General features: G+C 52.9%; 33 protein-coding genes. 28 read left to right on the plus strand and 5 right to left on the minus strand.

The features are described 5' to 3' along the window. The 26 genes from rpsS to C1N60_RS01690 all read left to right on the plus strand — a co-directional run bounded on the left by rpsS (position 1) and on the right by C1N60_RS01690 (position 12,101). Complete coding sequence (gene rpsS / locus C1N60_RS01565; RefSeq protein WP_001138115.1) at positions 1–279, plus strand: 30S ribosomal protein S19; 279 nt, start codon at positions 1–3, stop codon at positions 277–279. A gap of 13 nt (positions 280–292) precedes the next feature. Further along, complete coding sequence (gene rplV, locus C1N60_RS01570; RefSeq protein ID WP_007891659.1) at positions 293–625, plus strand: 50S ribosomal protein L22; 333 nt, start codon at positions 293–295, stop codon at positions 623–625. A gap of 17 nt (positions 626–642) precedes the next feature. Beyond that, the gene (gene rpsC / locus C1N60_RS01575; RefSeq protein ID WP_021508216.1) at positions 643–1,341 is read left to right on the plus strand and encodes a 30S ribosomal protein S3; all 699 of its coding nucleotides are present in this window, start codon (positions 643–645) and stop codon (positions 1,339–1,341) included. 12 nt (positions 1,342–1,353) lie between these two features. Then, positions 1,354–1,764 carry a 50S ribosomal protein L16 gene (gene rplP / locus C1N60_RS01580; protein WP_002438716.1) on the plus strand — a complete coding sequence of 137 codons (411 nt, stop codon included), beginning with the start codon at positions 1,354–1,356 and terminating at the stop codon, positions 1,762–1,764. Further along, positions 1,764–1,952 carry a 50S ribosomal protein L29 gene (rpmC, locus tag C1N60_RS01585; protein ID WP_021508217.1) on the plus strand — a complete coding sequence of 63 codons (189 nt, stop codon included), beginning with the start codon at positions 1,764–1,766 and terminating at the stop codon, positions 1,950–1,952. The genes rplP and rpmC overlap by 1 nt, the downstream gene beginning before the upstream one ends. Continuing rightward, a complete protein-coding gene (gene rpsQ / locus C1N60_RS01590; protein ID WP_010618568.1) occupies positions 1,952–2,206 on the plus strand; it encodes a 30S ribosomal protein S17 in 255 nt (84 codons plus the stop codon). Before rpmC ends, rpsQ begins: the two co-directional genes overlap by 1 nt. 168 nt (positions 2,207–2,374) lie before the next feature. Further along, the gene (rplN, locus tag C1N60_RS01595; protein WP_006120590.1) at positions 2,375–2,746 is read left to right on the plus strand and encodes a 50S ribosomal protein L14; all 372 of its coding nucleotides are present in this window, start codon (positions 2,375–2,377) and stop codon (positions 2,744–2,746) included. Positions 2,747–2,756: 10 nt separating this feature from the next. Then, on the plus strand, positions 2,757–3,071 hold the full coding sequence (gene rplX, locus C1N60_RS01600; RefSeq protein ID WP_021508218.1) for a 50S ribosomal protein L24: 315 nt from the start codon (positions 2,757–2,759) through the stop codon (positions 3,069–3,071). A gap of 14 nt (positions 3,072–3,085) precedes the next feature. Beyond that, on the plus strand, positions 3,086–3,625 hold the full coding sequence (rplE, locus tag C1N60_RS01605; protein ID WP_013510763.1) for a 50S ribosomal protein L5: 540 nt from the start codon (positions 3,086–3,088) through the stop codon (positions 3,623–3,625). A 14-nt stretch (positions 3,626–3,639) separates the two neighbouring features. Further along, the gene (rpsN, locus tag C1N60_RS01610; RefSeq protein WP_010618564.1) at positions 3,640–3,945 is read left to right on the plus strand and encodes a 30S ribosomal protein S14; all 306 of its coding nucleotides are present in this window, start codon (positions 3,640–3,642) and stop codon (positions 3,943–3,945) included. Between the two features lie 32 nt (positions 3,946–3,977). Next, positions 3,978–4,370 carry a 30S ribosomal protein S8 gene (gene rpsH / locus C1N60_RS01615; protein WP_021508220.1) on the plus strand — a complete coding sequence of 131 codons (393 nt, stop codon included), beginning with the start codon at positions 3,978–3,980 and terminating at the stop codon, positions 4,368–4,370. A gap of 12 nt (positions 4,371–4,382) precedes the next feature. Further along, positions 4,383–4,916 carry a 50S ribosomal protein L6 gene (gene rplF / locus C1N60_RS01620; protein WP_007891676.1) on the plus strand — a complete coding sequence of 178 codons (534 nt, stop codon included), beginning with the start codon at positions 4,383–4,385 and terminating at the stop codon, positions 4,914–4,916. Positions 4,917–4,925: 9 nt separating this feature from the next. Continuing rightward, a complete protein-coding gene (gene rplR / locus C1N60_RS01625; protein ID WP_013510760.1) occupies positions 4,926–5,279 on the plus strand; it encodes a 50S ribosomal protein L18 in 354 nt (117 codons plus the stop codon). A gap of 14 nt (positions 5,280–5,293) precedes the next feature. Continuing rightward, a complete protein-coding gene (gene rpsE, locus C1N60_RS01630; RefSeq protein ID WP_010618560.1) occupies positions 5,294–5,794 on the plus strand; it encodes a 30S ribosomal protein S5 in 501 nt (166 codons plus the stop codon). 5 nt (positions 5,795–5,799) lie between these two features. Further along, positions 5,800–5,979, plus strand: a complete 180-nt coding sequence (rpmD, locus tag C1N60_RS01635; RefSeq protein ID WP_013510758.1) for a 50S ribosomal protein L30 — start codon at positions 5,800–5,802, stop codon at positions 5,977–5,979. A gap of 3 nt (positions 5,980–5,982) precedes the next feature. Next, positions 5,983–6,417 carry a 50S ribosomal protein L15 gene (rplO, locus tag C1N60_RS01640; RefSeq protein WP_021508221.1) on the plus strand — a complete coding sequence of 145 codons (435 nt, stop codon included), beginning with the start codon at positions 5,983–5,985 and terminating at the stop codon, positions 6,415–6,417. Between the two features lie 7 nt (positions 6,418–6,424). Beyond that, a complete protein-coding gene (gene secY / locus C1N60_RS01645; RefSeq protein ID WP_021508222.1) occupies positions 6,425–7,756 on the plus strand; it encodes a preprotein translocase subunit SecY in 1,332 nt (443 codons plus the stop codon). A gap of 32 nt (positions 7,757–7,788) precedes the next feature. Then, positions 7,789–7,905: a 50S ribosomal protein L36 gene (rpmJ, locus tag C1N60_RS01650; protein WP_071813610.1), complete on the plus strand. Its 117-nt coding sequence runs from the start codon at positions 7,789–7,791 to the stop codon at positions 7,903–7,905. 146 nt (positions 7,906–8,051) lie between these two features. Then, a complete protein-coding gene (rpsM, locus tag C1N60_RS01655; RefSeq protein WP_021508223.1) occupies positions 8,052–8,408 on the plus strand; it encodes a 30S ribosomal protein S13 in 357 nt (118 codons plus the stop codon). A 16-nt stretch (positions 8,409–8,424) separates the two neighbouring features. Beyond that, complete coding sequence (gene rpsK, locus C1N60_RS01660; RefSeq protein ID WP_004160563.1) at positions 8,425–8,814, plus strand: 30S ribosomal protein S11; 390 nt, start codon at positions 8,425–8,427, stop codon at positions 8,812–8,814. A 33-nt stretch (positions 8,815–8,847) separates the two neighbouring features. Continuing rightward, positions 8,848–9,468 carry a 30S ribosomal protein S4 gene (gene rpsD / locus C1N60_RS01665; protein WP_010618555.1) on the plus strand — a complete coding sequence of 207 codons (621 nt, stop codon included), beginning with the start codon at positions 8,848–8,850 and terminating at the stop codon, positions 9,466–9,468. A gap of 25 nt (positions 9,469–9,493) precedes the next feature. Further along, positions 9,494–10,483, plus strand: coding sequence for a DNA-directed RNA polymerase subunit alpha (locus C1N60_RS01670; RefSeq protein WP_007891688.1), 990 nt, complete (start codon positions 9,494–9,496; stop codon positions 10,481–10,483). A gap of 40 nt (positions 10,484–10,523) precedes the next feature. Further along, positions 10,524–10,910 (plus strand): 50S ribosomal protein L17, encoded by a 387-nt coding sequence (rplQ, locus tag C1N60_RS01675; RefSeq protein WP_003850180.1) that lies wholly within the window; start codon positions 10,524–10,526, stop codon positions 10,908–10,910. Between the two features lie 111 nt (positions 10,911–11,021). Further along, positions 11,022–11,393 carry a DnaJ family domain-containing protein gene (locus tag C1N60_RS01680; RefSeq protein WP_262256961.1) on the plus strand — a complete coding sequence of 124 codons (372 nt, stop codon included), beginning with the start codon at positions 11,022–11,024 and terminating at the stop codon, positions 11,391–11,393. Between the two features lies 1 nt (position 11,394). After that, a complete protein-coding gene (gene zntR, locus C1N60_RS01685) occupies positions 11,395–11,832 on the plus strand; it encodes a Zn(2+)-responsive transcriptional regulator (RefSeq protein WP_021508225.1) in 438 nt (145 codons plus the stop codon). Positions 11,833–11,882: 50 nt separating this feature from the next. Beyond that, positions 11,883–12,101, plus strand: a complete 219-nt coding sequence (locus C1N60_RS01690) for an alternative ribosome-rescue factor A (RefSeq protein WP_021508226.1) — start codon at positions 11,883–11,885, stop codon at positions 12,099–12,101. A gap of 19 nt (positions 12,102–12,120) precedes the next feature. Here the strand turns inward: C1N60_RS01690 and mscL are convergent, their stop codons facing one another. The 5 genes from mscL to def all read right to left on the minus strand — a co-directional run bounded on the left by mscL (position 12,121) and on the right by def (position 16,858). Beyond that, positions 12,121–12,531, minus strand: a complete 411-nt coding sequence (mscL, locus tag C1N60_RS01695) for a large-conductance mechanosensitive channel protein MscL (RefSeq protein WP_021508227.1) — start codon at positions 12,529–12,531, stop codon at positions 12,121–12,123. Positions 12,532–12,639: 108 nt separating this feature from the next. After that, positions 12,640–14,016 (minus strand): Trk system potassium transporter TrkA, encoded by a 1,377-nt coding sequence (gene trkA, locus C1N60_RS01700; RefSeq protein WP_021508228.1) that lies wholly within the window; start codon positions 14,014–14,016, stop codon positions 12,640–12,642. A 31-nt stretch (positions 14,017–14,047) separates the two neighbouring features. Continuing rightward, positions 14,048–15,334: a 16S rRNA (cytosine(967)-C(5))-methyltransferase RsmB gene (gene rsmB / locus C1N60_RS01705; RefSeq protein WP_262256963.1), complete on the minus strand. Its 1,287-nt coding sequence runs from the start codon at positions 15,332–15,334 to the stop codon at positions 14,048–14,050. A gap of 45 nt (positions 15,335–15,379) precedes the next feature. Continuing rightward, entirely contained in the window at positions 15,380–16,324 is a 945-nt protein-coding gene (gene fmt / locus C1N60_RS01710) for a methionyl-tRNA formyltransferase (RefSeq protein WP_058759898.1), read from the minus strand. 21 nt (positions 16,325–16,345) lie between these two features. After that, positions 16,346–16,858, minus strand: a complete 513-nt coding sequence (gene def, locus C1N60_RS01715) for a peptide deformylase (protein ID WP_021508231.1) — start codon at positions 16,856–16,858, stop codon at positions 16,346–16,348. A 115-nt stretch (positions 16,859–16,973) separates the two neighbouring features. Between def and dprA the strand changes: the two genes are divergently transcribed. Continuing rightward, positions 16,974–18,098 carry a DNA-protecting protein DprA gene (gene dprA, locus C1N60_RS01720; protein WP_125311338.1) on the plus strand — a complete coding sequence of 375 codons (1,125 nt, stop codon included), beginning with the start codon at positions 16,974–16,976 and terminating at the stop codon, positions 18,096–18,098. Beyond that, a complete protein-coding gene (gene smg / locus C1N60_RS01725) occupies positions 18,070–18,543 on the plus strand; it encodes a DUF494 family protein Smg (protein ID WP_031279836.1) in 474 nt (157 codons plus the stop codon). The genes dprA and smg overlap by 29 nt, the downstream gene beginning before the upstream one ends. Positions 18,544–18,560: the final 17 nt, after the last annotated feature.

An 18,560-nucleotide genomic window follows, 5' to 3' on the forward strand; every position in this document is an offset into this window, starting at 1 on the left:
ATGCCACGTTCTCTCAAGAAAGGTCCTTTTATTGACCTGCACTTGCTGAAGAAGGTAGAGAAAGCGGTGGAAAGCGGTGACAAGAAGCCCCTGCGCACTTGGTCCCGTCGTTCAACGATCTTCCCTAACATGATCGGTTTGACCATCGCTGTCCATAATGGTCGTCAGCACGTTCCTGTCTTTGTTTCCGACGAAATGGTCGGCCACAAGCTGGGTGAATTTGCACCGACACGTACTTATCGCGGCCACGCTGCTGATAAGAAAGCCAAGAAGAAATAAGTAGGAGGAAGAGATGGAAACTATTGCTCAACATCGCCATGCTCGTTCTTCTGCTCAGAAGGTTCGCCTTGTTGCTGACCTGATTCGCGGTAAGAAAGTGTCGCAGGCTCTGGATATTCTGACTTACACCAACAAGAAAGCGGCTGTACTGGTTAAGAAAGTCCTGGAATCTGCCATTGCTAACGCCGAACACAACGATGGCGCTGATATCGACGATCTGAAAGTTGCGAAAATTTTCGTAGATGAAGGCCCTAGCATGAAGCGCATTATGCCGCGTGCTAAAGGTCGTGCAGATCGCATCCTGAAGCGCACCAGCCACATTACTGTGGTTGTGTCCGATCGCTGAGACTCTGGAGACTAGCAATGGGTCAGAAAGTACATCCTAATGGTATTCGCCTGGGTATTGTAAAACCATGGAACTCTACCTGGTTTGCGAACACCAAAGAATTCGCTGACAACCTGGACAGCGACTTTAAAGTACGTCAGTTCCTGAACAAAGAACTGGCAAAAGCGTCTGTATCTCGCATCGTTATCGAGCGTCCGGCTAAGAGCATCCGTGTGACCATTCACACCGCTCGCCCGGGTATCGTTATCGGTAAAAAAGGTGAAGACGTTGAAAAACTGCGCACGGTCGTAGCGAACATCGCTGGCGTTCCTGCACAGATCAATATCGCCGAAGTCCGTAAACCGGAACTGGACGCAAAACTGGTTGCTGACAGCATCACTTCACAGCTGGAGCGTCGTGTGATGTTCCGTCGTGCGATGAAGCGTGCTGTACAGAACGCAATGCGTCTGGGCGCTAAAGGTATCAAAGTTGAAGTTAGCGGCCGTCTGGGCGGTGCTGAGATCGCACGTACCGAATGGTACCGTGAAGGTCGTGTACCACTGCACACTCTGCGTGCTGACATTGACTACAACACCTCTGAAGCGCACACCACTTATGGTGTAATCGGCGTTAAGGTATGGATCTTCAAAGGTGAGATCCTGGGTGGTATGGCTGCTGTTGAACAACCGGAACCGGCTGCTCAACCTAAAAAGCAGCAGCGTAAAGGCCGTAAGTAAGGAGAGTCGCTGATGTTACAACCAAAGCGTACGAAATTCCGTAAAGTGCACAAAGGCCGTAACCGCGGTCTGGCGCAGGGTACGGATGTTAGCTTCGGTACTTTCGGTCTGAAAGCTGTTGGCCGTGGTCGTCTGACTGCTCGTCAGATCGAAGCAGCACGTCGTGCTATGACCCGTGCAGTTAAGCGTCAAGGTAAGATTTGGATCCGTGTATTCCCGGACAAACCAATCACCGAGAAGCCGCTGGAAGTGCGTATGGGTAAAGGTAAGGGTAACGTGGAGTATTGGGTTGCCCTGATCCAGCCTGGTAAAGTCCTGTATGAAATGGACGGTGTACCGGAAGAGCTGGCCCGTGAAGCATTCAAGCTGGCAGCAGCAAAACTGCCTATCAAAACCACCTTTGTAACTAAGACGGTGATGTAATGAAAGCAACTGAGCTGCGTGAAAAAAGCGTTGAAGAGCTGAACACTGAGCTGCTTAACCTCCTGCGCGAGCAGTTTAACCTGCGCATGCAGGCAGCATCTGGCCAGCTGCAGCAGACCCATCTGCTGAAGCAAGTTCGCCGTGATGTTGCACGCGTTAAGACTTTACTGACTGAGAAGGCGGCGTAATGACCGATAAAATCCGTACTCTGCAGGGTCGTGTTGTTAGTGACAAAATGCAGAAATCTGCTGTTGTTGCTATCGAGCGTTTCGTGAAGCACCCGATCTACGGTAAATTCATTAAGCGTACGACTAAGCTGCACATCCATGACGAGAACAACGAGTGTGGTATTGGTGACGTGGTTGAAATCCGCGAAACCCGTCCACTGTCCAAGACTAAGTCCTGGACTCTGGTTCGCGTTGTAGAGAAAGCGATTCTGTAATAGAATCCGCTTCCTCTAAAAACAAAATGAACGGCTCTATGGAGCCGTTCATTTTTTCTACCCATCTGCGAGAACCGGTGTTATAATGCCGCGCCCTCAATTATGGGGCTTTTTAACGACCTGAGGTTTGGGTCCCGAAGTAGTAGTTGACATTAGCGGAGCACTAAAATGATCCAAGAACAGACTATGCTGAACGTCGCCGACAACTCCGGTGCACGTCGCGTAATGTGTATCAAGGTTCTGGGTGGCTCGCACCGTCGCTACGCAGGCGTCGGCGATATCATCAAAGTGACCATCAAGGAAGCAATTCCGCGTGGCAAGGTGAAAAAAGGTGATGTCCTGAAAGCGGTAGTGGTGCGCACCAGGAAGGGTGTTCGTCGCCCGGACGGTTCTGTCATTCGCTTCGATGGTAATGCATGCGTTATTCTGAACAATAACAGCGAGCAGCCTATCGGAACGCGTATTTTTGGGCCGGTAACTCGTGAACTTCGTACTGAAAAGTTCATGAAAATTATCTCTCTGGCACCAGAAGTACTCTAAGGAGCGAACAATGGCAGCGAAAATCCGTCGTAACGACGAAGTTATCGTGCTTACCGGTAAAGACAAAGGTAAACGCGGTAAAGTAAAGAATGTCCTGACTTCTGGTAAGGTCATCGTTGAAGGTATCAACCTGGTTAAGAAACACCAGAAGCCGGTTCCGGCTCTGAACCAACCAGGCGGCATCGTTGAAAAAGAAGCTGCTATTCAGGTTTCTAACGTTGCAATCTTCAATGCGGCAACCGGCAAGGCTGACCGTGTAGGCTTTAGATTCGAAGACGGTAAAAAAGTCCGTTTCTTCAAGTCTAACAGCGAAACTATCAAGTAATTTGGAGTAGTACGATGGCGAAACTGCATGATTACTACAAAGACGAAGTAGTCCAGAAACTCATGACAGAGTTTGGCTACAATTCTGTCATGCAAGTCCCTCGGGTCGAGAAGATCACCCTGAACATGGGTGTTGGTGAAGCGATCGCTGACAAGAAACTGCTGGATAACGCAGCAGCTGACCTGGCAGCAATCTCCGGTCAAAAACCGCTGATCACCAAAGCACGCAAATCAGTTGCAGGCTTCAAAATCCGTCAGGGCTATCCGATCGGCTGTAAAGTAACTCTGCGTGGCGAGCGCATGTGGGAGTTCTTTGAGCGTCTGATCACTATTGCTGTACCGCGTATCCGTGACTTCCGTGGTCTGTCCGCGAAGTCTTTCGACGGTCGTGGTAACTACAGCATGGGCGTTCGTGAGCAGATCATCTTCCCAGAAATCGACTACGACAAAGTCGATCGCGTTCGTGGTTTGGATATCACCATTACCACTACTGCGAAATCTGATGATGAAGGCCGTGCTCTGCTGGCTGCCTTTGACTTCCCGTTCCGCAAGTAAGGTAGGGTTACTTAATGGCTAAGCAATCTATGAAAGCACGCGAAGTTAAGCGTGTGAAATTAGCAGACAAGTTCTTCGCAAAACGCGCTGAACTGAAAGCGATCATTTCTGATGTGAACGCATCCGACGAAGACCGTTGGAACGCCGTTCTCAAGCTGCAGAGTCTGCCGCGTGATTCCAGCCCTTCACGTCAGCGTAACCGCTGCCGTCAGACAGGTCGTCCGCACGGTTTCCTGCGGAAGTTTGGGTTGAGCCGTATCAAGGTCCGTGAAGCCGCAATGCGCGGTGAAATCCCGGGTCTGAAAAAGGCTAGCTGGTAATTGTCACCATTTGAATCACGGGAGTAACACAGATGAGCATGCAAGATCCGATCGCGGATATGCTGACCCGTATCCGTAACGGTCAGGCCGCGAACAAAGTTGCGGTCTCTATGCCTTCCTCCAAGCTGAAAGTGGCAATTGCCAACGTGCTGAAGGAAGAAGGCTATATTCAAGATTTTAAAATCGAAGGCGACATCAAGCCGGAACTGGAACTGACTCTTAAGTACTTCCAGGGTAAAGCTGTTGTAGAAAGCATTCAGCGTGTTAGCCGTCCAGGTCTGCGCATCTATAAGAAAAAAGATGAGCTGCCAAAAGTTATGGCCGGTCTGGGCATTGCTGTAATTTCTACCTCTAAAGGTGTCATGACTGATCGTGCAGCGCGCCAGGCTGGTCTTGGTGGCGAAATTATCTGCTACGTAGCGTAATCGGAGGATAAAATGTCTCGTGTTGCAAAAGCACCTGTCGTTGTTCCTGCCGGCGTAGAGGTAAAACTCAACGGTCAGGAAGTTTCGATCAAAGGCAAAAACGGCGAGCTGACTCGTACTATCAACAGTGCTGTAGAAGTTAAGCATGCAGACAACGCCCTGACTTTCGCTCCACGCGAAGGTTATGCGGATGGTTGGGCACAGGCAGGTACTGCCCGTGCGCTGCTGAACGGCATGGTTATCGGTGTTACCGAAGGCTTCACCAAGAAGCTGCAACTGGTTGGTGTTGGTTATCGTGCAGCTGTTAAAGGCAACTCTGTGAGTCTGGCCCTGGGCTTCTCTCACCCGGTTGACCATGCACTGCCGGCCGGCATCACTGCTGAATGTCCAACTCAGACTGAGATCGTGCTGAAAGGCGCTGATAAACAGCTGATTGGTCAGGTTGCAGCTGATCTGCGCGCCTACCGTCGTCCTGAGCCTTACAAAGGCAAGGGTGTTCGTTACGCCGACGAAGTCGTGCGTACCAAAGAGGCTAAGAAGAAGTAAGGTAACACTATGGATAAGAAATCTGCTCGTATCCGTCGTGCGACCCGTGCACGTCGCAAGCTCAAAGAGCTGGGTGCTACTCGCCTGGTGGTACATCGTACCCCGCGTCACATTTACGCACAGGTAATCGCCCCGAACGGTTCCGAAGTTCTGGTTGCTGCTTCTACTGTAGAAAAAGCTATCGCTGAACAACTGAAGTATACCGGTAACAAAGACGCCGCTGCAGCTGTAGGTAAAGCTCTGGCTGAGCGCGCTATCGAAAAAGGCATCAAAGATGTTTCTTTCGACCGTTCCGGTTTCCAATATCATGGTCGCGTCCAGGCACTTGCAGATGCTGCTCGTGAAGCTGGCCTTCAGTTCTAAGGTAGAGGTCTAAGATGGCACACATCGAGAAACAAGCTGGCGACCTGCAGGAAAAACTGATCGCGGTAAACCGTGTCTCTAAAACTGTGAAAGGTGGTCGTATTTTCTCCTTCACCGCTCTGACTGTAGTGGGTGATGGTAACGGCCGCGTTGGTTTTGGTTACGGTAAAGCGCGTGAAGTTCCAGCAGCGATCCAGAAAGCGATGGAAAAAGCTCGTCGCAATATGGTTAATGTCGCGCTGACTCACGGCACCCTGCAGCACCCGGTTAAAGGTGCGCACACGGGTTCTCGTGTGTTCATGCAGCCGGCTTCTGAAGGTACCGGTATCATCGCCGGCGGTGCAATGCGCGCCGTTCTGGAAGTCGCTGGAGTTCATAACGTTCTGGCTAAAGCCTATGGTTCCACCAACCCGATCAACGTGGTTCGTGCAACTATCGACGGCCTGGGCAATATGAAGTCTCCGGATATGGTTGCTGCCAAGCGTGGTAAATCCGTTGAAGAAATTCTGGGGTAATCACGATGGCTAAGACAATCAAAATTACACAAACCCGTAGCTCAATCGGCCGCCTGCCTAAGCACAAAGCCACTCTGGTTGGTCTGGGTCTGCGTCGTATTGGTCACACCGTTGAGCGTGAAGACACGCCAGCTGTACGCGGTATGATCAACGCGATTTCTTACATGCTGAAAGTGGAGGAGTAAGAGATGCGTTTAAACACTCTGTCTCCGGCCGAAGGGTCTAAACACGCTTCCAAGCGTCTGGGCCGTGGTATCGGTTCTGGCCTCGGTAAAACCGGCGGTCGTGGTCACAAAGGTCAGAAGTCTCGTTCTGGCGGTGGCGTACGTCGTGGTTTCGAGGGTGGTCAGATGCCTCTGTACCGTCGTCTGCCGAAGTTCGGCTTCACCTCGCGCAAATCATTCGTGACTGCAGAAGTGCGTCTGTCTGATCTGGCGAAAGTGGAAGGCGGTATCGTCGACCTGAACACGCTGAAAGCAGCTAACATCATCGGTGTACAGATTGAGTTCGCGAAAGTGATCCTGTCTGGTGAAGTATCTGCACCTGTTACGATTCGTGGTCTGCGTGTCACCAAAGGTGCTCGTGCTGCAATCGAAGCTGCTGGCGGTAAAATCGAGGAATAAGTAGCAGATGGCAAAGCAACCGGGATTAGATTTTCAAAGTGCCAAAGGTGGCTTTGGTGAACTGAAGCGCAGACTGTTGTTTGTAATCGGTGCACTGATTGTCTTCCGTATTGGCTCTTTTATTCCAATCCCCGGTATCGATGCCACTGTACTTGCCAAACTGCTTGAGCAACAGCGTGGCACCATCATTGAAATGTTTAACATGTTCTCTGGTGGTGCTCTCAGTCGTGCCTCAATCTTCGCGCTGGGTATTATGCCGTATATTTCGGCCTCTATTATTATCCAGCTGCTGACGGTGGTTCATCCCGCGTTGGCCGAGATTAAGAAAGAGGGTGAAGCTGGTCGTCGTAAGATCAGCCAGTACACTCGCTACGGCACACTGGTTCTGGCTATATTCCAGTCGATCGGTATTGCTACCGGTCTGCCGAATATGCCTGGAATGCAGGGCCTGGTATTAAATCCAGGCTTTGCTTTCTACTTTACCGCTGTTGTAAGTCTGGTTACCGGAACCATGTTCCTGATGTGGCTGGGCGAACAGATTACTGAACGAGGTATCGGTAACGGTATTTCGATCATTATCTTCGCGGGTATTGTTGCGGGTTTACCGCCGGCCATTGGCCATACCATCGAGCAAGCGCGGCAAGGCGACCTGCACTTCCTTCTGTTGCTGTTGGTTGCAGTTCTTGTATTTGCAGTGACGTTCTTTGTTATTTTCGTTGAGCGTGGCCAGCGCCGCATTGTGGTCAACTACGCTAAACGTCAGCAAGGTCGTCGTGTATATGCTGCACAGAGCACACATTTACCGTTGAAAGTGAACATGGCGGGCGTAATCCCAGCCATCTTTGCTTCCAGCATTATCCTGTTCCCGGCGACGATAGCATCCTGGTTCGGGGGCGGTACCGGTTGGAACTGGCTGACAACAATTTCGCTGTATTTGCAGCCAGGACAGCCGCTTTATGTGCTACTCTATGCGACTGCAATCATCTTCTTCTGTTTCTTCTACACGGCGTTGGTTTTCAACCCGCGTGAAACAGCAGATAACCTGAAGAAGTCTGGTGCATTCGTACCGGGAATTCGTCCGGGAGAGCAAACGGCGAAGTACATCGATAAAGTAATGACACGTCTGACCTTAATCGGCGCACTGTATATTACTTTTATCTGCCTGATCCCGGAGTTCATGCGTGATGCCATGAAGGTTCCCTTCTACTTTGGCGGCACCTCGCTGCTGATTGTAGTGGTTGTCATCATGGACTTTATGGCTCAAGTGCAAACTCTGATGATGTCCAGTCAGTACGAGTCTGCATTGAAGAAAGCTAACCTGAAAGGCTATGGCCGTTAATTCAGTAGCTTGAGAAGTTACGGAGAGTAAAAATGAAAGTTCGTGCTTCCGTCAAGAAATTATGTCGTAACTGCAAAATCATTCGTCGCGACGGTGTCGTACGTGTGATCTGCAGCTCCGAGCCTAAGCATAAACAGCGCCAGGGCTGATTAAGTCACATATTTTTCTTGCAAAGTCGGGTTGAGCTGGCTAGATTAGCCAGCCAATCTTTTGTATGTCGATGCGTTTCCATTTGAGTATCCTGAAAACGGGCTTTTCAGCATGGTACGCATTTATTTAATTATAGGAGTGCATAGTGGCCCGTATAGCAGGCATTAACATTCCTGATCAAAAACATACCGTTATCGCATTAACTTCGATCTTCGGTATCGGCAAAACCCGTTCTAAAGCCATCTGTGCTGAAACGGGCATCGCTGAAAATGTTAAGATCAGTGAGCTGTCTGAAGAACAAATTGATCAGCTGCGTGAAGCAGTTGGTAAATTCGTTGTTGAAGGTGATCTGCGCCGTGAAATCACCCTGAGCATCAAGCGTCTGATGGACCTTGGTTGCTACCGTGGTTTACGCCATCGTCGTGGTCTGCCGGTGCGCGGTCAGCGTACTAAGACCAACGCACGTACCCGTAAGGGTCCGCGTAAACCGATCAAGAAATAATCGGGGTGAGTAAATAATGGCAAAGGCACCAGTTCGTGCACGTAAGCGTGTAAGAAAACAAGTCTCAGATGGCGTGGCTCATGTCCATGCGTCTTTTAACAACACCATCGTTACTATTACTGATCGTCAGGGTAACGCACTGGGTTGGGCAACCGCCGGTGGTTCCGGTTTCCGCGGTTCACGTAAATCTACTCCGTTTGCTGCTCAGGTCGCTGCAGAGCGCTGTGCAGAAGCCGTGAAAGATTACGGTATTAAGAACCTGGAAGTTATGGTTAAGGGTCCGGGTCCAGGCCGCGAATCTACTATTCGTGCTCTGAACGCCGCTGGTTTCCGCATCACTAATATTACTGATGTGACTCCGATCCCTCACAACGGTTGTCGTCCGCCGAAAAAACGTCGCGTTTAACGTTCCGTTTTTTAGGTTAGTTGGAGAAAGAAAATGGCAAGATATTTGGGTCCTAAGCTCAAGCTGAGCCGTCGTGAGGGCACTGACTTATTCCTTAAGTCTGGCGTTCGCGCGATTGATTCCAAGTGCAAAATTGAACAAGCCCCTGGTCAGCATGGTGCGCGTAAACCGCGTCTGTCTGATTACGGCGGCCAGTTACGTGAAAAGCAAAAAGTTCGTCGTATCTACGGCGTGCTGGAGCGTCAGTTCCGTAACTACTATAAAGAAGCAGCGCGTCTGAAAGGCAACACCGGTGAAAACCTGTTAGCTCTGCTGGAAGGTCGTCTGGATAACGTAGTTTACCGTATGGGCTTTGGTGCCACTCGTGCAGAAGCACGTCAGCTGGTTAGCCACAAATCTGTAATGGTAAACGGTCGCGTTGTTAACATCGCTTCTTATCAGGTATCTCCGAATGATGTCGTAAGCATCCGTGAGAAAGCCAAAAAGCAATCTCGCGTGAAGGCCGCTCTGGAGCTGGCTGAGCAGCGTGAAAAGCCAACCTGGCTGGAAGTTGATGCGACTAAGATGGAAGGTGTGTTCAAGCGTATTCCTGAGCGTACCGATCTGTCTGCGGACATTAACGAACACCTGATCGTCGAGCTTTACTCTAAGTAAAGCTTAGTACCAAAGAGAGGACACAATGCAGGGTTCTGTGACAGAGTTTCTAAAACCGCGCCTGGTAGATATCGAGCAAGTGAGTTCGACGCACGCCAAGGTGACCCTTGAGCCGTTAGAGCGTGGCTTTGGCCATACTCTTGGTAACGCACTGCGCCGTATTCTGCTTTCTTCCATGCCGGGTTGCGCGGTGACCGAGGTTGAGATTGATGGTGTGCTGCACGAGTACTCCACCAAAGAGGGCGTACAGGAAGATATCCTGGAAATCCTGCTCAATCTGAAAGGGCTGGCGGTAAGAGTTCAGGGTAAAGATGAAGTCATCCTCACTCTGAATAAATCTGGCATTGGCCCTGTGACTGCAGCCGACATTACCCACGACGGTGATGTCGAAATCGTCAAGCCGCAGCATGTGATCTGCCATCTGACCGATGAAAACGCGTCTATTAGCATGCGTATCAAAGTTCAGCGTGGTCGTGGTTATGTGCCGGCTTCTGCCCGAATTCATTCGGAAGAAGATGAGCGCCCAATCGGCCGTCTGTTGGTTGACGCTTGCTACAGCCCTGTAGACCGTATCGCCTACAATGTTGAAGCAGCGCGTGTAGAACAGCGCACCGACCTGGACAAGCTGGTCATCGAAATGGAAACCAACGGCACAATCGATCCTGAAGAGGCGATTCGTCGTGCGGCAACCATCCTGGCAGAACAACTGGAAGCTTTCGTTGACTTACGTGATGTACGTCAGCCGGAAGTCAAAGAAGAGAAACCAGAATTCGATCCGATCCTGCTGCGCCCTGTTGACGATCTGGAATTGACTGTCCGCTCTGCTAACTGCCTCAAGGCAGAAGCTATCCACTACATCGGTGATCTGGTACAGCGTACCGAGGTTGAGCTGCTTAAAACGCCTAACCTGGGTAAAAAATCTCTTACCGAGATTAAAGACGTGCTCGCATCACGTGGTCTGTCTCTGGGCATGCGCCTGGAAAACTGGCCACCGGCAAGCATTGCTGATGAATAACCGGATCGCAGGTTAAGGTTTCACTGAGAAGGATAAGGTCATGCGCCATCGTAAGAGTGGTCGTCAACTGAACCGCAACAGCAGCCATCGTCAGGCTATGTTCCGCAACATGGCTGGTTCTCTGGTTCGTCATGAGATCATTAAGACGACTCTGCCGAAAGCCAAAGAGCTGCGTCGCGTAGTTGAGCCGCTGATTACTCTTGCCAAGACCGACAGCGTAGCTAATCGTCGTCTGGCATTCGCCCGTACTCGTGATAACGAGATCGTGGCAAAACTGTTTAACGAGCTGGGCCCGCGTTTCGCGAGCCGTGCCGGTGGTTACACTCGCATTCTGAAGTGTGGCTTCCGTGCTGGTGACAACGCTCCGATGGCTTACATCGAGCTGGTTGATCGTCCAGAAGCTCAAGCAGAAGCTGCTGCAGAGTAATTTGCAGTAACGTAAAAAACCCGCTTCGGCGGGTTTTTTATTGCCTGTCATTTCTTCCCATTTCCCCTCCATTCGCTATGCTGTTGGCAGACATGCCTGCAGGAGGTTTCTATGTGGCTTATCGATCAGCTGGCTGAGCAACACATCCGCGCCGCGCAGGAAAAGGGTGAGCTGAGCAATCTGCCTGGTGAGGGTGCGCCGCTCACGCTGGACGATGACTGTGGTGTGCCGGCGGAATTGCGCAGTGCCTGGCGACTGCTGAAAAACGCCGGCTATCTCCCACCGGAACTGGAGATGCGCCGCGACGCGCTGGCACTGAGCGATCTGCTTCGCGAACTCGATCCTGATGACTGCGAGGCGCGCGAACTGGCCAAACGCCTGACGCTGCTGGAGATGAAACTGCAGCAGGCTGGCATGAGCACCGATTTTCTGCGTGGCGAATACCGCCCGGCGATCGGTCAGCGGCTACAGCAGGAGAAATAGTATGTATCGCATTGGCCAGCTGGCAAAACTGGCGGACGTGACGCCGGACACCATCCGCTTTTATGAAAAGCAGCAGATGATGGATCATGAGGTACGCACCGAGGGCGGCTTCCGCCTGTACAGCGATAACGATCTGCAGCGCCTGCGTTTTATCCGTTACGGCCGGCAGCTTGGTTTCAGCCTGGAATCGATCCGCGACCTGCTGTCGATCCGCATCGATCCAGAGCATCATACCTGTGAAGAGTCAAAAGCGATCGTGGCGAAACGGCTGGATGAGGTGAACAGTATGATTGGCGAACTGCAAACCATTCAGCGCTCACTGCAACGGCTGGCGGAAACCTGCTGTGGCGACCGGCACAGTAGCGCCTGCTGTTCGATCCTCGAGGCACTGGAAACCGGTGAAGATCCGCATCCTGAAATTTGTTGTAGCAAGGATTGAATTCTGGCGCGCAGGGACTATAGTTGCGCCATCACTAACCGGAGGACGATATGAGTCACTATCAGCATCGAAAAGGCAAAATTAACGATAACGCCCTGGAAGCCCTGTTACACGATCCGCTGTATCGCCAGCGTGTTGAGCGCAATCAGAAGGGGAAAGGCAGCTACCGGCGTAAAGATAAACACGCGAAGGGAGCGAATCAGGAGGCCAGCGGTAAGCAACAGTGTTTACCTCTGGCCTTCTGCTTTAGTGATAAAAAAGCCGCCTGAAACTGGCGGCTTTTATTTATCACACTTTATTATTTTGTTGCTTAAGCAGGTCGCGAATCTCGGTCAGCAGCACTTCTTCATTAGTCGGTTTAGGCGCTGGTTTTTCCACTTCTTTCTTTTTATACAGTTTATTCATTACTTTGATGGCAATGAAGATAGCAAACGCCACGATGATGAAGTCAAATACCGTCTGAATAAAGTTACCGTACTCCATCACCACCGCTGGAATATCGCCCTCTGCTGGCTTGAGTACCCATTTAAACTGCTTAAAGTCGACGCCGCCAATCAGTAAACCGAGCGGTGGCATAATGATGTTCGCAACCAGTGACGATACGATCTTACCGAACGCAGCACCGATGATCACACCGACCGCCAGGTCCACCACGTTGCCGCGCATCGCAAAATCACGAAACTCTTTGAATAAACTCATTGTTATCTCCTTGCCTTGGCCAGTGGCTAAAGTCTAACAAACCTTCGTGTAATTGCCATTATAACAATGGATTAAACACCACTCTCACTGCAGCCCAATCACAACCCGTTACAGGAAGAACGGGCTCGGCTGGAACAGACGCTCAACGTCCGGCACAAACTTTTTGTCGGTGAGGAACATGATCACGTGGTCGCCTTGCTCAATACGCACATTATCATTGGCGATGATCACGTCATCACCACGCACCACCGCGCCGATAATTGTGCCCGGCGGCAGTTTAATATCTTCAATCAGGCGGCCGACCACGCGCGAAGTGGTTTCATCACCGTGGGCAATGGCCTCGATGGCTTCCGCAATACCGCGGCGCAGTGAAGAGACGCCGACAATATCGGCTTTGCGCACGTGGCCAAGCAGCGCAGAAATTGTGGCCTGCTGCGGAGAGATCGCAATGTCGATCACGCTGCCCTGCACCAGATCGACATAGGCGCGACGCTGGATCAGCACCATCACTTTTTTCGCGCCCATCTTTTTGGCCAGCATCGCTGACATGATATTGGCTTCATCGTCGTTAGTGACGGCGATAAACAGATCGACCTGATCGACATGCTCTTCTGCCAGCAGTTCCTGATCCGAAGCATCGCCATAGAACACGATGGTATCCTGCAGATGTTCAGCCAGTTCAGCTGCGCGCTGCTGATTACGTTCAATCAGCTTAACGCTGTACTGCTTCTCCAGCCGCTGCGCCAGGCCAAAGCCGATATTACCGCCGCCGACCAGCATAATGCGTTTATAGGGCTTTTCGAGCCGCTGCATCTCGCTCATCACCGCACGAATATGCTGACTGGCGGCAATAAAAAACACTTCATCGCCAGCTTCGACGATCGTCGATCCCTGCGGGCGGATCGGGCGATCCTGACGAAAAATGGCGGCTACGCGGGTATCGATATGCGGCATGTGCTCACGCAGGATCGACAGCGGATTGCCCACCAGCGGTCCGCCGTAATAGGCTTTGACCACTGCCAGGCTGACTTTGCCCTCGGCAAAATTCACCACCTGTAACGCGCCAGGGTACTGAATCAGCCGATAGATGTTGTCGATCACCAGCTGTTCAGGCGAGATCAAATGGTCGATGGGTACCGCTTCCGGCACGAACAGCTTTTCCGCATCGCGCAGATAATCGGCGGCGCGGATACGGGCAATGCGGTTTGGCGTGTTAAACAGCGAGTAAGCAATCTGACAGGCAATCATGTTGGTTTCGTCAGAGCTGGTCACCGCCACCAGCATATCCGCATCTTCGGCGCCGGCTTCACGCAACACGCGCGGGTGCGAACCATGGCCCTGCACCACGCGCAGGTCAAACTTATCCTGCAGCACGCGTAAGCGTGAGGGATCGCTATCAACCACGGTGATGTCATTGTTTTCGCCCACCAGGTTTTCAGCGAGCGTGCCGCCCACCTGGCCGGCGCCGAGGATAATAATTTTCATGGATACGTTGCTCTTGTCACTGTGCGCTGCACTATTTTTTCATCAGCTTAGCGTAGAAGAAACCGTCGCCGCCATTGATGGCAGGGAAAACCTGCCAGCCGTTAAGTTGCCCATGTGGCAGTGCCTGCGGCACCGCATCGTCATGCGTCGCGAGGAAAGCATCGATCTGCTGCTGGTTCTCCTGCGGCAGCACTGAGCAGGTGGCATAAAGCAGCGTACCGCCCGATTTCAGGCGAGGCCAGATGGCCGCCAGAATCTCACGCTGTAGCGCGGCGAGTTCGTCGATATCGCGATCGCGGCGTAGCCATTTGATATCCGGATGGCGTCGAATAACGCCGGTGGCCGAGCAGGGCGCATCCAGCAAGATGCGGTCGAATTGCTGCTCGTCGCACCAGGCCGCTGGCGTGCGGCCATCGCCCTGACGCACGTCAGCCTGCATCCCCAGACGCTGCAGGTTTTCCGTCACGCGCGACAGGCGCTGCGCATCGATATCCACCGCCATCACGCGGGCCTGCGGCGCAATTTCGAGAATATGGGTGGTTTTGCCGCCGGGCGCAGCGCACAGGTCGAGAATGGTTTCGCCGTTTTCCGGCGCCAGCAGCAGGGCGCAACGCTGAGCAGAGAGATCCTGCACCGTCACCCAGCCCTGCTCAAAGCCTGGCAGCTGACTGACCGGAGCCGGTGCTTCAAGACGCAGCGCATCCGGCGCGTCAGCACTAAACGCATTTTGATTCTGCTGGGTTAATAACGCCAGCCAGGCGTCACGGCTGTGATGCTGACGATTCACGCGCAGCCACATTGGCGGTCGCTGATTGTTTGCTTCCACAATCTGCTGCCACTGCTCCGGCCACGCGGTCTGCAACCGTTTCAGCAGCCAGCCCGGATGCCAGTAACGCTGCGGGCCCTGATTGACCTCCGCCAGCAGTACGTCCCGCTGACGCTGGAACTGACGCAGCACGCCGTTAAGCAAGCCTTTCAGATTTGCCCGCTTCAGTGCTTCAGCCCCGGCCACGGTTTCGGCCAGCGCGGCGTGCGGCGGAACGCGGGTATACAGCAGCTGATACAGGCCCACCATGATCAGATAGTGCAGCACGCGCTGTTTGCCGGTTAACGGCCGCGCCATCAGCTTATTAATCAACGCTTCCAGCTGCGGCAGTGTGCGCGTCACGCCAAAACACAACTCCTGCAGCAGCGCGCCATCGTTGTTTGCCAGCGTTTTTTGCGCAGCGGGCAGAATCGCGCTCAGCGATTCCCCTTTATCCACCACGCGTTCAATCAGTTGCGCGGCAAGGCTGCGCAGGTTGGTCGCTTTTTTCATATTCATTCATCAAACAAAAAGCCCGGCGGAAACCGGGCTGGAGAATCAGGCCAGAACGGTGCCGGGTGTAAACCATTCACGACGCGAATTGAGCAGATCCTGCGCCGCCATGGCTTTTTTGCCGGCAGGCTGCAGTGAGAGCAGATTCAGCACGCCGTCAGCGGTAGCAATCTGGATGCCGTGTTTGTCAGCCTGCAGAATTTCTCCCGGCTGGGCGCTGCGGTGTGGTAACACGCTGGCCTGCCAGACTTTAACCGGCTGATCGTCGATGAGGAAATAACTCACCGGCCACGGATTGAAGGCGCGAATGCACCGTTCCAGCTGAACAGCAGAGAGCGACCAGTCAAGACGTGCCTCTTCTTTGCTGAGCTTTTCCGCGTAAGTTACCAAGGTCTCATCCTGCACTTCGGGCTGCGCGCTGCCGGCGGCCAGCAGACTGAGCGTGGTCAGCATCCCCTGCGGTCCCAGCTGCGCCAGCTTGTCGTAAAGCGATGCGCTGGTATCGTCGGCATTAATCGGGCAGGTTATTTTGTGCAGCATATCGCCGGTATCCAGACCCACGTCCATCTGCATGATGGTCACACCGGTTTCGTTATCGCCGGCCCACAGTGAGCGCTGAATCGGCGCCGCACCGCGCCAGCGCGGCAGCAGCGAGCCATGTACGTTGATGCAGCCAAGGCGCGGCATCGTCAGCACCGCCTGAGGCAGGATCAGACCATAAGCGACGACCACCATCACATCGGCCTGTAGCCCGGCAACCAGCTGCTGATTCTCTTCCGGCTTCAGGGACTTTGGCTGAAACACGGGAATATCATGCGCCTGAGCCAGCACTTTTACCGGGCCCGGCGTGAGTTTGTTGCCACGTCCGGCTGGGCGGTCGGGCTGAGTAAAGACGCCAACCACCTGATGCTCAGAAGCAAGCAGCGCGTCGAGATGACGCGCTGCGAAGTCAGGAGTACCGGCAAAGATGATTTTTAACGGTGCAGACACAGTTCAACCTTCTGTTCGCTCTCAGGATGCGCGCGCATTCTGGCGGGCCAGTTTTTCCAGTTTCTGTTTAATACGCTGACGCTTCAGCGGCGACAGATAATCAATAAACAGTTTACCGTCGAGATGGTCGATCTCATGCTGGATGCAGATCGCCAGCAGACCGTCGGTTTCCAGCTCGAAGCTGTTACCGTCGCGATCCAGCGCGCGCACTTTGACCCGCTCGGCACGCGGCACAAACGCCCGCTGTTCCGGGATCGACAGGCAACCCTCTTCGATACCGGTTTCGCCGCTTTTTTCCAGCAGCTCCGGGTTAATCAGCACCAGGCGCTCTTCGCGGCTTTCAGAAACATCAATCACGATGATGCGCTGGTGAATATCCACCTGCGTCGCCGCCAGACCAATGCCTTCTTCGGCGTACATGGTCTCAAACATATCGTCGACAATACGCTGAACGTCAGCATTCACAGCCGCAACGGGTGCAGCAATTTTGCGAAGGCGATCGTCAGGGAAATGTAATACCTGCAAAACTGACATAAATATCCAGATCTGTATGCGTTAAAGAAAAGATTACTGCCTCATATTGTAGACTTTTTGGGACCTGATTGACAGCATTGTGCCGCATCAGAGCACGGCTGACAGGGAGCGCAGCATGGAACGCAGTGAAAGGATTATCAGGCTGACTTACGTCTGGGGTTTAAGCGGTGAGCGCGCCCGTCAGTTCATCATGGCGCTTCTGGCCGCCAGCCACATTGACGACGCGTGGCTGCAGCAGCACGGGTTGGACGACACGCAGCGGCAACAGTTTCTCGCCCTCTGTCCACGCCAGCTGGAAAAAACGCAGCGCTGGCTGCAACAGGCGCAACATCATCTGATTGCCTGCAGCGACGCACATTATCCCGCCCGGCTGCGGGAAATCAGCCGCTATCCGGCTGCCCTTTATATAGCGGGTGACCTCTCTGCACTCGCGACACCGCAGCTGGCGGTGGTCGGCAGTCGTCACTGTTCGCCGTATGGCAGAGAATGGGGCAGCTGGTTTACCCAGCAGCTGGCGCTAAGCGGTTTGACCATCACCAGCGGGCTGGCGCGCGGTATTGATGGCGTGGCGCATCGTGCCGCGCTGGAAGTGCAGGGCAAAACCCTGGCCGTGCTGGGCAGCGGGCTGAATCATCTCTATCCGAAAAGCCATCAGCCGCTGGCACAGGAGATCATCGCCAGCGGCGGCGCGCTGGTTTCAGAACTGCCGCTGTCGATGGCGCCCCATGCGGTAAATTTCCCGCGGCGTAATCGTATTATCAGCGGCCTGAGTCATGGCGTGCTGGTGGTTGAAGCTTCACTGAAGAGTGGCTCGCTGGTAACGGCGCGGTATGCGCTGGAACAAAACCGTAACGTGTATGCGCTGCCAGGCGCGCTGGGTAATCCTGGCTGTGAAGGCACGCACTGGCTGATTCAGCAGGGTGCGCTGCTGGTGGCGCATCCCAACAATATCCTTGAGGATTTGCATTCTGCCCTGCAATGGTTGCCAGCCAGCATCTCAGAAACAATATATTCACAACTCAGTGATGATGTGCCATTGCCATTTCCCAGCGTGTTGGCTAACGTAGGTGATGAGGTTACACCTGTTGACGTCGTCGCTGAACGTGCCGGCCAACCTGTGCCAGTTATCGCAGCGCAATTGCTGGAGCTGGAGTTAGCAGGATGGATCGCAGCTGTACCCGGCGGCTATGTCCGATTGAGGAGGGCATGCCATGTTCGACGTACTTATGTACTTGTTTGAGACGTATATCCACAACGAGGCTGAAATGCGCGTTGACCAGGATAAATTGACCGATGACTTAACCGATGCCGGTTTTCATCGCGAAGATATCTACAATGCGTTGAATTGGCTTGAGCGGTTAGCGGATTATCAGGATGGCCTGGTCGCGCCAGTATTGCTGGCTAACGATCCGCTCTCCATGCGAATCTACACGGAAGAAGAGAGCCAGCGTTTAGATGCCGAGTGTCGTGGTTTTATTCTGTTCCTGGAGCAAATCCAGGTGCTGAATATGGAAACGCGCGAAATGGTCATCGAACGGGTTATGGCGCTTGATACGCTGGAATTCGATCTGGAAGATCTCAAATGGGTGGTGCTGATGGTGCTGTTTAACATCCCCGGGTGTGAAAATGCCTATCAGCAGATGGAAGAACTGTTATTCGACGTCAATGAAGGTATGCTGCATTAATTTGCGATTAATGCATT

It is taken from the genome of Pantoea sp. SGAir0184 (assembly GCF_043544755.1).

Excerpts from the sequence above, each read along its gene's own strand:
- rpsS (WP_001138115.1), top strand. The coding sequence starts at position 1 with ATGCCACGTTCTCTCAAGAAAGGTCCTTTTATTGACCTGCACTTGCTG.
- rplV (WP_007891659.1), top strand. The coding sequence starts at position 293 with ATGGAAACTATTGCTCAACATCGCCATGCTCGTTCTTCTGCTCAGAAG.
- rpsC (WP_021508216.1), top strand. The coding sequence starts at position 643 with ATGGGTCAGAAAGTACATCCTAATGGTATTCGCCTGGGTATTGTAAAA.
- rplP (WP_002438716.1), top strand. The coding sequence starts at position 1,354 with ATGTTACAACCAAAGCGTACGAAATTCCGTAAAGTGCACAAAGGCCGT.
- rpmC (WP_021508217.1), top strand. The coding sequence starts at position 1,764 with ATGAAAGCAACTGAGCTGCGTGAAAAAAGCGTTGAAGAGCTGAACACT.
- rpsQ (WP_010618568.1), top strand. The coding sequence starts at position 1,952 with ATGACCGATAAAATCCGTACTCTGCAGGGTCGTGTTGTTAGTGACAAA.
- rplN (WP_006120590.1), top strand. The coding sequence starts at position 2,375 with ATGATCCAAGAACAGACTATGCTGAACGTCGCCGACAACTCCGGTGCA.
- rplX (WP_021508218.1), top strand. The coding sequence starts at position 2,757 with ATGGCAGCGAAAATCCGTCGTAACGACGAAGTTATCGTGCTTACCGGT.
- rplE (WP_013510763.1), top strand. The coding sequence starts at position 3,086 with ATGGCGAAACTGCATGATTACTACAAAGACGAAGTAGTCCAGAAACTC.
- rpsN (WP_010618564.1), top strand. The coding sequence starts at position 3,640 with ATGGCTAAGCAATCTATGAAAGCACGCGAAGTTAAGCGTGTGAAATTA.
- rpsH (WP_021508220.1), top strand. The coding sequence starts at position 3,978 with ATGAGCATGCAAGATCCGATCGCGGATATGCTGACCCGTATCCGTAAC.
- rplF (WP_007891676.1), top strand. The coding sequence starts at position 4,383 with ATGTCTCGTGTTGCAAAAGCACCTGTCGTTGTTCCTGCCGGCGTAGAG.
- rplR (WP_013510760.1), top strand. The coding sequence starts at position 4,926 with ATGGATAAGAAATCTGCTCGTATCCGTCGTGCGACCCGTGCACGTCGC.
- rpsE (WP_010618560.1), top strand. The coding sequence starts at position 5,294 with ATGGCACACATCGAGAAACAAGCTGGCGACCTGCAGGAAAAACTGATC.
- rpmD (WP_013510758.1), top strand. The coding sequence starts at position 5,800 with ATGGCTAAGACAATCAAAATTACACAAACCCGTAGCTCAATCGGCCGC.
- rplO (WP_021508221.1), top strand. The coding sequence starts at position 5,983 with ATGCGTTTAAACACTCTGTCTCCGGCCGAAGGGTCTAAACACGCTTCC.
- secY (WP_021508222.1), top strand. The coding sequence starts at position 6,425 with ATGGCAAAGCAACCGGGATTAGATTTTCAAAGTGCCAAAGGTGGCTTT.
- rpmJ (WP_071813610.1), top strand. The coding sequence starts at position 7,789 with ATGAAAGTTCGTGCTTCCGTCAAGAAATTATGTCGTAACTGCAAAATC.
- rpsK (WP_004160563.1), top strand. The coding sequence starts at position 8,425 with ATGGCAAAGGCACCAGTTCGTGCACGTAAGCGTGTAAGAAAACAAGTC.
- rpsD (WP_010618555.1), top strand. The coding sequence starts at position 8,848 with ATGGCAAGATATTTGGGTCCTAAGCTCAAGCTGAGCCGTCGTGAGGGC.
- C1N60_RS01670 (WP_007891688.1), top strand. The coding sequence starts at position 9,494 with ATGCAGGGTTCTGTGACAGAGTTTCTAAAACCGCGCCTGGTAGATATC.
- rplQ (WP_003850180.1), top strand. The coding sequence starts at position 10,524 with ATGCGCCATCGTAAGAGTGGTCGTCAACTGAACCGCAACAGCAGCCAT.
- C1N60_RS01680 (WP_262256961.1), top strand. The coding sequence starts at position 11,022 with ATGTGGCTTATCGATCAGCTGGCTGAGCAACACATCCGCGCCGCGCAG.
- zntR (WP_021508225.1), top strand. The coding sequence starts at position 11,395 with ATGTATCGCATTGGCCAGCTGGCAAAACTGGCGGACGTGACGCCGGAC.
- C1N60_RS01690 (WP_021508226.1), top strand. The coding sequence starts at position 11,883 with ATGAGTCACTATCAGCATCGAAAAGGCAAAATTAACGATAACGCCCTG.
- mscL (WP_021508227.1), bottom strand. The coding sequence starts at position 12,531 with ATGAGTTTATTCAAAGAGTTTCGTGATTTTGCGATGCGCGGCAACGTG.
- trkA (WP_021508228.1), bottom strand. The coding sequence starts at position 14,016 with ATGAAAATTATTATCCTCGGCGCCGGCCAGGTGGGCGGCACGCTCGCT.
- rsmB (WP_262256963.1), bottom strand. The coding sequence starts at position 15,334 with ATGAAAAAAGCGACCAACCTGCGCAGCCTTGCCGCGCAACTGATTGAA.
- def (WP_021508231.1), bottom strand. The coding sequence starts at position 16,858 with ATGTCAGTTTTGCAGGTATTACATTTCCCTGACGATCGCCTTCGCAAA.
- dprA (WP_125311338.1), top strand. The coding sequence starts at position 16,974 with ATGGAACGCAGTGAAAGGATTATCAGGCTGACTTACGTCTGGGGTTTA.
- smg (WP_031279836.1), top strand. The coding sequence starts at position 18,070 with ATGTTCGACGTACTTATGTACTTGTTTGAGACGTATATCCACAACGAG.